Here is a 13,551-nt window from a genome sequence, read left to right on the forward strand (position 1 = left end):
AGCAAAAGGACATTTTTGTCCTTTTGCTGTTGACATGAGGACAAAAATGTCCCATAGTGTTCTCATTGAAACGGAGACAGTCATGGATAAGCGAGACCGCTTCATCGCTGAACTGAAAGAAGAAGCCAAAGCCTTGGGCCTCTCTTTCCGGGTCAACAAGTCCAAGGGCAAAGGCGGGCACGCAACGGTCTTCATAGGAGACAAGTTCACCACCCTCCCAAGCCGGGAAATTGACCCGAAAACGGCAGCAAAGATCAGAAAGGGGTTGGGGCTGAAATAAGCCCCAACTTTTCTCGGCTTAGATAGAGACTGAAGCAGATAGTGATGATGGAGAAGACGATGGAAACCTATACCTATGCAGCGACCTTCGAGCCAAACGGGACGCCGGGTGGCTTCGTGGTGACCTTTGAGGATGTGCCTGAAGCCATCACAGAAGGCAGCAACATGGCTGAAGCGAAAGAAATGGCGGCGGACGCGCTGGGCGTTGCGTTGCTGACCTATCTTGAATTGGGTCGCCCGCTGCCCGAAGCGAAAGCGAGCGGTATAATGATCACACCAGATCCGGATGTCGCGGCAAAACTTGCGGTCATTCAGACCTTCACTGAAAGCGGCATGACACAGGCTGAACTGGCGCGTCTTATGGGAAAGGACGCGAAAGAAATACGCCGGATTCTGGACTTCAATCACGCCACCAAATTGCAGGCATTGACGAAAGCGCTTGCCGTAATGGGCAAGCGCCTGGTCGTGGGATTGCAGGCAGCCTAGTCGGGCGACATTGACTATTGAGCAAGGAGAAGGGTGTGGCGTGTCGCGGCACCCTTCCCTGTTTGGCGGCATCATCCCGCTGCCCTCGGTTGCGGTGATGGGGTTCTGTTTGCCGGTCATGCTGCGGCTCCAACCTGCTCAACTGCCAAGTGATTGCAATTTGCGGCTACCAGCGCCCGCGCCACCGGCGGGCAAACGCTGTTACCCACGCAGGAAACCTGCACCTCCTTGGAAAACGGCACCCACAGCGGCCCGCCATTGTGGCCGACGCGCGTTTTGTCGAAGTAGCCGTCGATCTTGTAATCGCGGGGAAAGCCTTGCGCGTTGTAAAGCTCGCGAGGCGTCAGCATCCGCATGCCGATGTCGATCACCACGAATGGCACGCCGTCGATTTCCAGCGTTACGAATTCGCGCTCATCCCAAACACCATAGGAACGCAGGAAATCCGCCACCTGGCGCGCCCGTGCGGCCTGCGCATCGGTGAGCGGCGGGACCGCGACAACACCCTCGACATGCGCATGACGCGGCTTGCACGTCGCGGTGCGCATCGGTTCATCGGTTCGCGAGCCCTCGCCTGTCCCGTAGTAGCTTTGGAGGTAAGGGGTAATCAGGCGAGACTTGCCCTGCCCTTCCGGCATCACCGTTGCGGCTGGCTGATTCAGACCGTGGCCTGTCGAGGTGCCGAAGTCCCGCGTGATGTAAGCGGCGACGACATTCTGATGGCTGCCGGTTTGCGTGAGCGTCGAGGCTGGCGCATCCATAGGCCGACCGGGATTAACACCGCCTATGCGCCGGCTATCGTTGTTGTGCTGCGCCATCCACGCGCAGAACATGCCGTTCTGGTCTTTTCGGCTGGCCGTGATTGTGTGCGCCGGTTCGTGCATCGAGCGGTTAGCACCGCCCTGTTGTGCATAGGTAAGAACCGGAGCAATCAAAGCATGCCGATTTTCACACGGAATAACGCGCACAGGTTCATCCACAGGCGATGAACGATCTTTGCCGCCGTTACCTGGGCCATAATAGGCCGAGAGGTGCGGTGCGATTTTGCCGACATCATCCAGACTAACCAGATACGGCCGCGCCGCCTTGAGCACGAACTTATCAAATCCATAGGCAACGCGCGCCAGCGAATTATCCGCCAGCGGACGCACGGCGCGAACCCCGTACTCCTCGAAGATTTCCGCCGAGCTGGCGAAAATCGAGGGGCAAGGCAGGCTGTAATCAAGCTGATCACCTACAATCGGCCACGGCTGCTTGCGCCCTGCAATCACATCCGGATCGTCCGGACGGCCATGCGTTGGTGCAGGCCAGGCAATCGGCAAACCATCGAAACGGATGATGATGAATAGTCGCTTGCGGATCGTCGGTGCACCGTAATCGTATCCGCGCAGCTCCTTGCTTTGCATCTTGCCGCCGAGCTTACGAATGGCCTTGCACCATTTCTGGTAGGTTTCACCCTTGCGGTCAGGGTCAGGCCGCAGCCCTTTCGCCGTCTCAATCAGCGGCCCGTAATCCTTGAATTCCTCGACATTTTCCATGATGACGACATCGACCTTGCCGCCGCTCTGCTGGATGCGCTCGATCCAGCCAGGAATGATCCAGCAGAGATCGCGGATATTCCGCTCAACCGGCTTGCCGCCCTTGGCCTTCGAGAAATGCTTGCAGTCAGGCGAAAACCACGCGAGGCCGATGTGTTTGCCACGCAAGTGGTCCAGCGGATCGACCTTGTAAACATTTTCAGAAAGGTGGATCGTGTCTGGATGGTTCGCTTCATGCAGCGCCAACGCCGCCGCATTGTGGTTGATGGCATAGTCCGGCGACCGGCCTAGCGCCTGCTCAATGCCTGTTGATGCGCCGCCGCCGCCCGCGAAACTATCAACAATGTAAGGGCCATTCGGCCCGGTTGCCGACATGGCTGCCAGCGCGACACCCGCGAAAAGACTGCCTACATGCGCGTTCATTTTTCACTCCGCATGTACCGTTGGTGGGGTGGGTTTGCCCTTGCGGCGCTGGACCATTGCAATCACCTCGTCGAGATCATCGCTGGTCAGGCAGAAATCAGCGTTTGGATTTTCTGGCGCGCGAACGAGAACGGTGATCTTTGCGCCTGCTTTAAAGTTGGAAAGGATCTTGTCCATCAGGTCAGAGACACGCTCAGTTGTGCGCTGCAGGGCCTCGCTCATCAGTGCATTCCCCCGTCGATAATCACGGTTTTGGAGCTTGGCGTTCCGGCGGCGAGGTAGCCCGCGATCTGGCGGGACAGCTCTTTGTCTACGAGATGCCGCATCTGCTTTCGGGTCCGGGGATCACCGATGGATGAGAGACTGTTGGCAAGGTTCACCACAAGAGCGCCAATGACGGCATTGAGCATTGGCGGGTCGCAGCCATCGGCTGCATCGTGCAAAGCCTTATCAACGGCCTTGACCAGTATTTCGGTCTGCCGCGCCTGCTCGGATCGGTATGCCCTTTCGGTCATTGTCATGGCTTACCCTCCGCATTGGTAAGCCCTTGGCTCGCTTGGGGCAGATGAACGGGCGCGAATACCGGAAAGAGCCGGACGCCATCGACTTTCGAATAGGGATACATCGCGTCGTAAGGATAGCTCTCCGGAAGCTCATCCTCGAAGATCCAGCCAGCAATATGCGGTTGCGCCTTGAGCTTTTCGATCTCCTGAGTCAGTACCTGGCCGAAATCCACGCCTGGATCGCTTGCGCTCTCCGCAAGGCCAAGAAGGTTGATCACCATCTCACCTATCCGCCGGTGGCGCTCGGCAAGCTGATCATCCGGACGCCGCGAAGCGTGCGCGCTCGTGATTGGAGTGCCGATCGGAAAGTTCTGGTCCACGATAGAGGCTCTCTGGCCTCGCCAAATTATGTCTTCAACGGCAAAGCCGAGGCAATGTGCGCCATCTTTCTGGCCAGCTATCTCCCTTTCGCCAACACCATGAGGGGCTTGGCAAACATTAATCAGCGCCTGCACCATTTCTTCGCAAAGCTCAGCATTAATTGGCCGTCCAATGAATGGGCGTAGCGCATCAAGAATGAGCCGCTCCACCGCCCCGAAAGGATCAAAGAGTTCCAGAGGCTCGTTTGGTCCCAGCCGTCGGTCGCCTTGCTCTGCATCTTCACTCATTCCACCACTCCCTTTGCCACGGCCACGGCTGCCGTGGCGTGCAGCACGGTCCAGCCCTCATCGGTAATCTTCCACTGGTCGCCACCGGCAGGCGCAATCAGGCCGTGACCGGCGAGATCGTCGAGCAACGCCTCAGCCAGGATCGGGCGGATGGCGAGCTGTTGGCGCAGACGCATCGCATCGAAGGTCTTGCACCCGGCAATCCAGATCAGCGCCCGCGCCCGTTCTTCCTCGACACGGTCGGCAAGTTCCCGGCGCGGTGTCTCGCGGGTAAATTCATCATCCACCTTGGGGGCACGGAATGTCATCGGGCTGACATGGCCGCATGCGCCTGGCGCAAGGGCCGGTGCATCCTGCTGCTTTTTCCAATCGACACGGATGATGCGCGGATAGCCGTCGCCATAGGAGCCATCTTCGTTGCGCTCCCAGATAAACCAAGCCGTGTTCATCTGGCTGCTGGCCTCGTCGCCGTCCCAGCCCTCGCGATGCATCATCGGCAGGCGGCGGGCGTTGAGGTAGACGCGCGAGGGAGGGCATTCCTCCATCACAAAAATGCGGTCCGGATCCTCGCAGCCGAACATGAAGTTGGCGTTCAGCAACAGCGCCATCTTGCGCGGTTTGTGCTCCCGCAGGGCATGCGCCACGAATTTATTGAGGATGTCTTTGCCATAAGGCGGGTTGGTGACGATATCGACACCCTCGGAATCGCCCGCCACGGAAAGCAGAAAATCCCCCACGCCTTGGCGCTCACCGGAAAGCGTGGTGGTGCCATAACCCACCAGATCTGAGATCAGGACGCTGTAGCCCGCCTCTTCCATCGGCTTTGAGATATTGGCCTTGCCGCAGGCCGGTTCCTTCACCACGCCAGAAAAGCTTTCCAGCGAAAGCAGGGTGCTAATGCCCTCGATCGGCGTGAAATAAGCGTTATTGCCACGCTCCTCTTTCGAGCGGGATTTGGTGCCAATGGCGTGGCTGATGCCGGATTTGCTGGGAGCCAGCCCCTGCGCAATCAGATTGTCGATCGAGCGGCGAATGAAACCCGGCTCTAGCGTTTCGCGATCGCGCAGCTTGCGGGCCGCGTGGATCTGGTCGCGCCGCAAGCCGATGCTGAGAGCCGTTAAAGCGTTGTCGTCGCCAACGCTTTTTTTCGGGCGACCACGCGCTACCTTGCCCTCGGCAGCCAGCCGGTCCCACTCATCCGCAATGCGGATCTCAGACCGAGAGACAAGCTCCAGCGCATCACCCTGAATCCGGTAGCAGGCGGCGAGCGCCTCGGCCATGTTGAGACGTGCCGCCGCTTCCGAAAGCGGCTTGATCGAGGAATAGACCAGATCTGCAAGCTGCTTTGCCGCCTGCAAATCACCGGCATCGAGCAGCGCCCGCGCCTGGTCAACGCTAGCCTCCAGATGTTGCGATGTTTCGGGCAGGCGCGCGATGGCGTTCATAGTGCCGCGCCTTCGTTCAGGCGCAGCGCAAGCTGCTCACCCTTTTTGGTCAGCCTGTAGCTGGATGCCCGTCCGCGCTTGCGCTCTTCCGTCAGGCGGATATGTCGTTGCTCGACCAGCCAGTCGATTGCTGCCTCCGCAGTACCGGGCGTAAGGCGCGCATCGAGTTCAATCCGCCCGTAGGAGGTAACAATCGGATCTTGCTTGGACTTCAGCATCCAGACCAAGGCCCGCGCAGCGTTGACCGGCGCACCGCAACCGCGCGCCGTTTCGGGCGTGAGGCGTCCCTCATCATGCTCTGGTACTTCAGAGCCTCCCAGCGTCAGGTGATGGCGCTGGGAAGCAAGGGCCAAAAGCTCGCTTTGCGGTAGCCCGGTTGCACGCTCGATATCTGCAAAGGAGACTCCTCGCTCTCGCAACAGCAGCACCAGTTCCGTCTGCTGCGCAGGCGTCAGCACCGTCATGCGGGCCGGTGAGACTGCGCAGAGATCGACGGCTGAGAAAATCGGAAGATTGGTCATGTCCACCTCGGTGCGGCAGGCTTCTGCATTGCGGGTCTTGCTGGCGGGGGTGCGGGGGGCGCTACTGGCGGCGGCGGTTCCGGCTCCGGTTTGGCTTCCGGCTGTGGGGCGGGCTCGCCCTGGACAGGATCCGTTTCGGGTTCAAGCGCCGTGAGTGCCTTCTTGGTCTGCCAGGCGCGGATCTCGGCAAGCACATCGAAATGATCCCCGATGATCTTGACCTCGCAGCGCCGCAGGATCCACGCCTCGTTGCGCAGATCGAAAGGCACGAACCAGACACCCACCGCCCGCGCACCATCGGGAATCGCAGAGATTTCGGGGATGGTCGAAACGATCTTTGTCCAGGCGGGCACCTGATCGAGACCATGTCCGAAGAAATATTCGGCAGCCTTTGCTGGCGTATCGGTAACGATATAAAGGCGATATTGGCCGGTCATGCCTGCCTCGCTTTGGCAAGCGCCCGCTGCTCGGCAGCGTCAATGATGGCGCAGACTTCATCTTCCGGAAGATCCAGCGCCTGCGCGATGCAGTAAGTGCTGCTCTGCCCTTGTCGCCACAGATCCAGCACTTTCGGGCGCTTAAGGAGCTGCGAAACCGTTGAGCCGGAATCGAGTTTAAGAGGCACCGTCATAGCGCTCGCTCCCGCGTCTGGTCATTCCAGAGCCGCGCCGCACGCTCGCAGCGTGCGGGGCAGACGGTGCGAACGGCAATCACGCCATTATCCAACGCAAACACCGCGCCGCACTCAAACCGCGCAACAGATGAGCCCGCAGAACTTTCCCGCCTGGGCGAACCGCAGGCGGGGCACTTGTGCCGGCTCATCAGGAATTGCATGCGGCGGGTCATGTCAGGCCTTTTTCTTGCGGAAGTTCTTGAGCCTGTTGCGCAGGCCACCCTTGGCCTTGATGGCGGCGGTGCAGCGTTGCAGGGCAGATGCCGCGCGCTGCAGAAGCTTGACCTTTTTGGCCAGCGCATCGGCCTTTGCGGGAGTGATTTCCTCATCCGCAAAAACCGCCGCGCCATGTTGCTGCACCTGGGCCGATGCCATGGCAAAATTCGCCATGGTGGCCATGACGCAAGCCTCATCATCCACCACGGGCTCCACCGGATCGGAAAGGGTGCGACCGGTTTCGGCGGCAAAAATCGCGGTGATGATGGCCTCGCCACAAATGCGCTCCAGCACCGGAAAGGTCAGGTGCCCCATCAGATCGGGCGCATGCTGGTTGTTCCAGCGACCGACCTGCGCCCTGGAATAGCCCGTCAGCAAAGCCACCTCATCAATCCCGCCGCAGCGTTCAATCAGGTCGCATTGTCCAGCCTTCAGGGCATAGAAAAGAGCGTTTTGCATATCGGTCTCCGCAAGGCTGCAAGTGAGAAAACCCAGCCCGCATTTCTCATGGCGCGGTGCTGGCAAACCGGCGATTCTGCCCGCGATCGAAAGGGGCAGTGCCGGAATGGTTCGGGAAAAGATCACGCTCAAAAACCGCAAGGCACCGCTGCCCGGTGCGATTGCGCCAGACGAGATCGAGGCCAGGGTTGGGGTCAGCACTGCTGACGATAGGGAAAAGGGGCCTCGGCTGACGGGGAGGATGACGCCAGACCGAGGCGTGCGCTGGACTGCCGCAATCCGCGCACGGTTTCCGGCAAGCGCGTTCAGGCCAGCCGGAAAGGGAAAAAAAGAACCAGCCAGACCCTGGGAGAAAAGGCCTGGCTGGCAAGGTGGGGAAGCAAACGTCACCCAGGTGAAGCAGAAAGGCCAGCTCATTCTGCGGCCTCGACGACAGGAGCAGGCTCCGGCCAATATTTGGGCAGAAGACGAGAACGACTGATGCCAGTGAGCTTTTCGATTTCCAGCGCGCGTTCGGGGGTGAGCCGACCATTTTCCCAGCGCATGACTGTCGAAGGCAAAACAGGCGGATCAAAAAGCTTGCCAAACGCCTCCAGCGTCATGCGGGGCGTCTGCGCAGTGCGATATTCCGTGATGGGCGAAGCGTTTGGCATGTGCCACATATTGCTTACTAGGCAAAATTAATCAAGCAAGCATTTGCCTAGCGGATGATGGAACTCTAGAACTTGAAGATTTAATTTTGCATGATGAGCAAAAAAACTGGCCGACCCATTGCCGACACGCCTATCGTGCGGGTGCATTTCATCCCCGAACTTGCAGAAGCTCGGGGGATGAACCAGTCAGACCTTGCGCATGCAGTGGACGTAAATCCATCGACTGTGAGTGGATGGTATCAGGGCTCGATCCCGACTCCCGCCTTACAGAACCGATTAGCAGAGCTATTTGAGATCGATGTGCAGAGCTTATTCCGCCATCCTGCCGATGATGAAGTTATTCGCTCGTTGTCTTTTCTGGAAGCGCAGCAAAAAATTGAACTTGCCGGTATTTTGAAACAATACGACGGCTATGAAAAGAATACAGTCATACGAGTTCTTAGAAGTTTTGTAGCAGCTACCAGCTGAGTTTTGTCCGAGCGAGGAAAGAATTTCATCTCTTGGGCTGATTTAGGTCGTACGGCTCACGCCTTCCTGATCTAGTCTGGCATCGATCCAGCGGAGACATCAGGACAATAGCCGCCGCGTTTTCACCTTTGCGAGAGTGATGAAATCACCCTCATCGTGAAATCTCCATTCCCCACCTCGTGATTGAGATAGGTGCTGCAGGAGTGCTTGCACTGCGTCGTGCTTTCCTTCTCTGTGCTGCCTTGAGCTTTCAGTAGCCTCAGCCCCAGATCCCCCTACGCCGATGCTGATTCCACCCGCTAGAACTTTACGTCTCGTAAACATTTCAATCCCCGATTTCAGAAGCTTAGGTAGATTGAGGTCGTATGAGTTTTCAAGAGTGTTTCGCTCAAAGCGAGAAAAGTACCAATAAAATCAACTCTGTACCAAAATCCGGAAAGCTACATTATATCATATCTTTAAACATGGATTTTTAAGTAAGGTATTTTGAAAGTATAACCCGCAGTTATAATTTTTTCACACATGAGTTGTGTCTAAAACTAACGTTTTACCTGTAGATTTAAGGGGTCTAACGGTGATCCCTCATGAACAACGCGCTTGAAAAGATTGCTGATAAAGTAACGGAAATGGATATCCGTACACGGGCAGCCTATGATCTTGCGCTCGGCTGCCTGAGCTGTCACGCGCTCAGGACGTGCGACTATGGGCGACAAGCCGTTGCGCAGCCTGAAGTGCTAAAGGCAATCTTTCCGGATAATCCCGCACAATCTTAGCCAGGGAGTGAAAGATGCTGCCCAGCTGCGCCAGCTCCTGGGCTGTGCCGGTCTTTATCAGGCGATTGGTCGCTTCGAGCGTTGGATCGACAGACATCAGGTCCGTCACGCTGCAGCCCAAAACCGCAGCCAGGCGCTCAATGGCCTCCTGACTAAGGCCGCCTCGGCCATTTTCAACGTTTGAAAGATGCTGCACTGTGTACCCCGCAAGGGCCGCCACTTGCTTGAGCCTGTAGCCCCGAAACGTTCGCCATTCCTTGAGATAGATGCGCATCATGATGGCTTTTGACAGGCACATTATGGCTGATTTGTGCCTCACGCAATAGGCGATTCTGACTTGCGAATCCCGTTTAAATAGAGAATGACCGAGCCGCCTTAGCCTACTACACAAATCTTGTTTTGCGTGTTAGGCAAAATTGAGGATTGACCTTTTTTGTTTAGTAGGCAAATTTAGGCCTGCCGCAACCCTAACGGCAAATCAGCGACGATCGGCGGCAGGCCAAACCCCACCTGCCGCCGGTCAACCCAACCAGACCATCAGCTTTTCAAGCGGCCGCGCATGCCGTGCGCCGCAAGTGATTTCTTTTGCCGAATTTTGAGGAGTTTCAAAAATGGCCCTACGCGCGAAGACACCGAACCCGATCGACGTCCATGTCGGTTCCCGCATTCGCCTTGCCCGCACCATGCTGCACATGAGCCAGGAGAAGCTGGGCGAGAGTGTCGGCATAACCTTCCAGCAGATCCAGAAATACGAGAAAGGCACCAACCGCGTTGGCGCCAGCCGCCTGCAGCAGATTGCCCAAGTGCTGAACCGCAGCGTTTCCTTCTTTTTCGAGGGAATGAGCACTGACGCCACCGCGCCGGAAAGTGATGATGCTACTGCCCTCCTGCATTCGAAAGATGGCCTGCGCCTGATTGCTGCTTTTGCCCAGGTGAAGGATGCGGAAGCGCGCCGGGGCCTGATCAACGCCTTCATTGAGGCGGCACGGCTGGCGAGCGCGGCAAATGTAAACCTTTCCGCAATCGACCATTTGCACCAGCAGCCATCCGCCGCTCCGACCACCGCCACGCACTGAGGCCGCACCATGACCGGCATCCCGACCACGGTAGATAATCCTGACGAGTGCAGCATCGAGCAGCTTTCGGCCATGCTCATCGACGAGGTGGCCAAGGGCGATCCGGTCAAAGTTGCCAGCCTTGCAACGACGATCCAACAGCGCGGCGGGCGCATTGTCTGCCCCGTCGCCCTCGTCGTGCCAGAGCTGACAGACGAGCAGATGGACGCGCTTAACAAGCTGCAGCCCATCGGCCAGGTCCACATCATGGGTGAGCCTACGCCCTCATCACATGTGGCGACGCTTGAGAAGGAAATCACAGACCTCAAGCGCGAACTGGCATCCGCCAAGCACGTCGCGAAAAACGCGACGTCGAATTGTGATTACTGGAAAGCGCAATATGAAGCGCTTGACGCCAAAGAGACCCCCGCGCCCCAGACGCATGTGAAGTCATCAAAAGCAGAGCCACGCTTTGCAGTTGGTGACATGGTCGAGCGCATATCTGGCGGCACTTGGATGGGCATGGCCGTTGGCGACAAGGGCGTCGTTGCCGCTGTAATACCTACCGCTAATAATTGGCATGACCTCAGGATAGCTGGCTTTGATGGCGTCTATAGCGATTTTAGATTTCGTCTAGCCGAAAACCCCACGCCTCAAACGAATTTGAGCGATGGCAACGAGCCCCGATACACCACAAAGCGGCTGCGCGATGAAATCGCCAAAGCTCAAGCCTATGGCCGACAGCATGCGATCGAGGAAGCAATTGTGATAGTTGGGGAAAACGACGTGGTGTCGGCAATCCGCAAGTTACGCACCCTCATGACCACTTCGCCGCTTGAGGCTGCCACCCCCTCACCCCAAACACATGTGAATGGGTGGCAGCCGATTTCCGATGTGCCACGAGACGGCAGGAAAATTGAAGTCATCGACGCGGCGGGGAGACAAAGCACTCTGTTCGCCAATGCCGAGGCGCATAGTCACTTTCAGATTGCCTATACAAAATGGCGCGACGTAACCCCATCGCCTCAGCAACATGTGAGGCCAGAGGACGCTTGCCCATCTTGCAGTGGGAGCGGTCGTTACGATGACGCGGCAATTAGGGCCTTTGATGGCGCTACCGCTTGGCAGCCGATAGAAACCGCACCGAAGGACGGACGTCACGTCCTCCTTTACTGCGACTACTACGGCATTGGTCGCTGTGCGTGGGAAAGCTGGCGTAGTGTCTGGCGTTCAGACGATCCGAACCACGGCATAGGCTTTCCGCAGCCGACACACTGGATGCCCTTGCCAGATTACCCGACAGGCTCGGTACGAGCCGAAAATGCACGCCGCGCCGCCCTCGCTACGGAGGGCAAGGCCCATGCTTAAGCTGCAACCCGAAAACACCATTGTTGATATACCTGACCTCAACCGGTTCCAGATTGGCGATCATGTGGTTGTTGACGCGACCGAGCATTTCGACCGCTTCGAAGGGGTAATAATTGGGATCGAGCTTCGACGCGTATATGGCGCTGACCGCCTAGAGCCGTGCATCACGCTTCTACACGACGGTTACATTACCGATGAATTCAAGCCGATGGACTGCCGGAAGGTAGACCCATCACCCCAACCGAGGGAGCTGGGTAGATGATGAACGTTCTTCGCTTCTTCAGTAAAAATCGGTTCAGTCACTTCGACGCGATGTTTCTATGCATTGTGTCCTACCAGCTTGCTCTTGACCGCTTCCTTGAGGGTCTAGGCCTCATCGTTATTGCCACGACTGTGTCTGCAATCCTCAAGCGCGCCACTAGGTCCAAGGAGGTAGGCCATGACTGAAGAAAATTTCCCCGGCCTGGAGCTGGCGCAGATTGTGCTGGATGCCGCAGCGGTTGGCCTCATCCCTGATACAGCCGTAAAAGCAGCGCACAAGGTTGTGCTTGCCGCCCACAAGAAGGCGCTGCAGGACAGCCTCAATGAACATCAGATTACCCTCTGGCTGCCAGAGCCGGATGTTTTTGCCCATCAGGCGATCGGCAAGCTGATTGAGGAGATGGGCGAGGCCAGCGCGATCGCAGCCAGGATCCTCATTCAGGGGCTTGATCAATCCGATCCGAAGAGTGGCATCCCGAACCGGCAGGCTTTGGCCAAGGAGCTGGCCGATGTCGCGGCATCGATCGGCTTTGTCCAGGGCATCACCATGATTGACCGGATGCCGGAACGCACAAGCGAAAAGCTCACGGGGTTTGCAAAGTGGGTGGAGCTGCTCAACGAACACCAAGCCGCGCCGGAGGCTGACGCCAATGGCTGACCATACACCGATCGAATGGACAGACGCCACTTGGAACCCGATCACGGGTTGCTCTGTCGTCTCCCCCGGTTGCACGAACTGTTACGCCATGAAGCTGGCCGGAACCCGCATGAAGAACCACCCCAGCCGCGCAGGCCTGACGAAAGACAGCAAGGCGGGACCGGTCTGGACTGGCGAGGTGCGGTTCAACGAGCAGTGGCTGCGGCAGCCACTGCAATGGACCAAGCCCCGCATGATCTTCGTCTGCGCCCATGGCGATCTGTTTGCAGAGGGCGTGCCGGATGAATGGATCGATAAGGTCTTCGCCATCATGACCCTGGCACCACAGCATACGTTTCAGGTGCTGACCAAGCGCGCGGAGCGTATGCGGGAATATCTGATGGCGGCAGATTTGCTGGACCGGCTGACAATGACCGCATGGAAGACAGATCAGGAAGAAGGTGCCAGCTGGGCTGCTGATATCCATTCCGGCCATTGCAATGGCTTACCCCTGTCCAATGTCTGGCTTGGCGTTTCCGTCGAGGATCAGCCACGCGCCGATCAGCGCATTCCTGCCTTGCTCGATACCCCCGCTGCGCTGCGCTGGATCTCGGCAGAGCCTGTGCTCGGCTATCTGGACATCGAACAGTATTTGCGCGTGATCATCCGGAAACCGCAAAGCGTCGGGAAAAGTACCAACATCAACTTTGAAATCGTTCGCCATGCCCTTGACTGGGTCGTGGTCGGCGGGGAAAGCGGACCAGGCGCTCGCCCGATGCATCCGGATTGGGCGCGCTCACTCCGCGACCAGTGCGCAGCGGCTGGCGTGCCATTCTTGTTCAAGCAATGGGGTGCATGGGGCAAAGCCACGCCTGCACCTGCCGGAACGGCGGGAGATTACGCCCTTGCACCAAGCGTGCCGGAGAGTAGGGGATATGGAAAAAGCGTTTTTCCGATCGACGCTTTTCCGCTTCAGATCGAGGGCTTGATCAGCCCTCCAGCCGTTCTGCAGCGCATTGGCAAAAAGGCAGCCGGTCGCCACCTGGACGGCGTGCTGCATGACGGCTTTCCGGAGAGACGCGCATGAGCCGGCTCCCTACCCTTCTGGCCGTCAGCGCCTTCTTG

General features: G+C 57.9%; 19 protein-coding genes and 1 pseudogene. 9 read left to right on the plus strand and 11 right to left on the minus strand.

Features of this window, described 5'->3' with window-relative positions; genetic code table 11:
• Positions 1-82: 82 nt before the first annotated feature.
• Both E8M78_RS19160 and E8M78_RS19165 read left to right on the plus strand, forming a co-directional pair.
• The gene (locus E8M78_RS19160; RefSeq protein ID WP_137136574.1) at positions 83-280 is read left to right on the plus strand and encodes a hypothetical protein; all 198 of its coding nucleotides are present in this window, start codon (positions 83-85) and stop codon (positions 278-280) included.
• Positions 281-339: 59 nt separating this feature from the next.
• The gene (locus E8M78_RS19165; RefSeq protein WP_137136725.1) at positions 340-765 is read left to right on the plus strand and encodes a type II toxin-antitoxin system HicB family antitoxin; all 426 of its coding nucleotides are present in this window, start codon (positions 340-342) and stop codon (positions 763-765) included.
• Between the two features lie 116 nt (positions 766-881).
• Here the strand turns inward: E8M78_RS19165 and E8M78_RS19170 are convergent, their stop codons facing one another.
• The 10 genes from E8M78_RS19170 to E8M78_RS19215 form a co-directional block, all read right to left on the minus strand.
• On the minus strand, positions 882-2,726 hold the full coding sequence (locus tag E8M78_RS19170) for a DNA cytosine methyltransferase (RefSeq protein ID WP_137136575.1): 1,845 nt from the start codon (positions 2,724-2,726) through the stop codon (positions 882-884).
• A 3-nt stretch (positions 2,727-2,729) separates the two neighbouring features.
• A complete protein-coding gene (locus E8M78_RS19175; protein WP_137136576.1) occupies positions 2,730-2,948 on the minus strand; it encodes a hypothetical protein in 219 nt (72 codons plus the stop codon).
• Entirely contained in the window at positions 2,948-3,247 is a 300-nt protein-coding gene (locus E8M78_RS19180; RefSeq protein ID WP_137136577.1) for a hypothetical protein, read from the minus strand. Before E8M78_RS19180 ends, E8M78_RS19175 begins: the two co-directional genes overlap by 1 nt.
• Entirely contained in the window at positions 3,244-3,897 is a 654-nt protein-coding gene (locus tag E8M78_RS19185) for a hypothetical protein (protein WP_137136578.1), read from the minus strand. Before E8M78_RS19185 ends, E8M78_RS19180 begins: the two co-directional genes overlap by 4 nt.
• Positions 3,894-5,342 carry a hypothetical protein gene (locus tag E8M78_RS19190; protein ID WP_137136579.1) on the minus strand — a complete coding sequence of 483 codons (1,449 nt, stop codon included), beginning with the start codon at positions 5,340-5,342 and terminating at the stop codon, positions 3,894-3,896. Before E8M78_RS19190 ends, E8M78_RS19185 begins: the two co-directional genes overlap by 4 nt.
• On the minus strand, positions 5,339-5,863 hold the full coding sequence (locus tag E8M78_RS19195) for a hypothetical protein (protein WP_137136580.1): 525 nt from the start codon (positions 5,861-5,863) through the stop codon (positions 5,339-5,341). Before E8M78_RS19195 ends, E8M78_RS19190 begins: the two co-directional genes overlap by 4 nt.
• Positions 5,860-6,300: a hypothetical protein gene (locus tag E8M78_RS19200; RefSeq protein ID WP_137136581.1), complete on the minus strand. Its 441-nt coding sequence runs from the start codon at positions 6,298-6,300 to the stop codon at positions 5,860-5,862. The genes E8M78_RS19195 and E8M78_RS19200 overlap by 4 nt, the downstream gene beginning before the upstream one ends.
• On the minus strand, positions 6,297-6,494 hold the full coding sequence (locus tag E8M78_RS19205) for a hypothetical protein (RefSeq protein WP_137136582.1): 198 nt from the start codon (positions 6,492-6,494) through the stop codon (positions 6,297-6,299). Before E8M78_RS19205 ends, E8M78_RS19200 begins: the two co-directional genes overlap by 4 nt.
• Positions 6,495-6,710: 216 nt before the next feature.
• Positions 6,711-7,628, minus strand: a complete 918-nt coding sequence (locus E8M78_RS19210; protein ID WP_137136583.1) for a hypothetical protein — start codon at positions 7,626-7,628, stop codon at positions 6,711-6,713.
• A complete protein-coding gene (locus tag E8M78_RS19215) occupies positions 7,625-7,864 on the minus strand; it encodes a helix-turn-helix domain-containing protein (RefSeq protein WP_246658398.1) in 240 nt (79 codons plus the stop codon). Before E8M78_RS19215 ends, E8M78_RS19210 begins: the two co-directional genes overlap by 4 nt.
• A 90-nt stretch (positions 7,865-7,954) precedes the next feature.
• On the opposite strand from E8M78_RS19215, the gene E8M78_RS19220 reads away from it, so the two are divergent.
• The gene (locus tag E8M78_RS19220; protein WP_137136585.1) at positions 7,955-8,332 is read left to right on the plus strand and encodes a helix-turn-helix transcriptional regulator; all 378 of its coding nucleotides are present in this window, start codon (positions 7,955-7,957) and stop codon (positions 8,330-8,332) included.
• A 687-nt stretch (positions 8,333-9,019) separates the two neighbouring features.
• Here E8M78_RS19220 and E8M78_RS19225 read toward each other — a convergent pair.
• Positions 9,020-9,382: a helix-turn-helix transcriptional regulator gene (locus E8M78_RS19225; RefSeq protein ID WP_170973481.1), complete on the minus strand. Its 363-nt coding sequence runs from the start codon at positions 9,380-9,382 to the stop codon at positions 9,020-9,022.
• A gap of 334 nt (positions 9,383-9,716) precedes the next feature.
• On the opposite strand from E8M78_RS19225, the pseudogene E8M78_RS19230 reads away from it, so the two are divergent.
• The 6 genes and pseudogenes from E8M78_RS19230 to E8M78_RS19255 form a co-directional block, all read left to right on the plus strand.
• Positions 9,717-10,073 (plus strand): annotated as a pseudogene (locus E8M78_RS19230) (helix-turn-helix transcriptional regulator); the annotation flags it as partial.
• Between the two features lie 117 nt (positions 10,074-10,190).
• The gene (locus E8M78_RS19235; protein ID WP_137136588.1) at positions 10,191-11,528 is read left to right on the plus strand and encodes a DUF551 domain-containing protein; all 1,338 of its coding nucleotides are present in this window, start codon (positions 10,191-10,193) and stop codon (positions 11,526-11,528) included.
• Positions 11,521-11,790 (plus strand): hypothetical protein, encoded by a 270-nt coding sequence (locus tag E8M78_RS19240; protein WP_137136589.1) that lies wholly within the window; start codon positions 11,521-11,523, stop codon positions 11,788-11,790. The genes E8M78_RS19235 and E8M78_RS19240 overlap by 8 nt, the downstream gene beginning before the upstream one ends.
• Positions 11,787-11,975 (plus strand): hypothetical protein, encoded by a 189-nt coding sequence (locus E8M78_RS19245; protein WP_137136590.1) that lies wholly within the window; start codon positions 11,787-11,789, stop codon positions 11,973-11,975. The genes E8M78_RS19240 and E8M78_RS19245 overlap by 4 nt, the downstream gene beginning before the upstream one ends.
• A complete protein-coding gene (locus E8M78_RS19250; RefSeq protein WP_246658399.1) occupies positions 11,968-12,447 on the plus strand; it encodes a hypothetical protein in 480 nt (159 codons plus the stop codon). The genes E8M78_RS19245 and E8M78_RS19250 overlap by 8 nt, the downstream gene beginning before the upstream one ends.
• On the plus strand, positions 12,440-13,513 hold the full coding sequence (locus E8M78_RS19255) for a phage Gp37/Gp68 family protein (protein WP_137136591.1): 1,074 nt from the start codon (positions 12,440-12,442) through the stop codon (positions 13,511-13,513). The genes E8M78_RS19250 and E8M78_RS19255 overlap by 8 nt, the downstream gene beginning before the upstream one ends.
• The last annotated feature ends 38 nt before the right edge of the window (positions 13,514-13,551 follow it).

Origin of the sequence: Rhizobium sp. FKY42 (genome assembly GCF_005222835.1) — a bacterium.
GTDB lineage: Bacteria > Pseudomonadota > Alphaproteobacteria > Rhizobiales > Rhizobiaceae > Neorhizobium.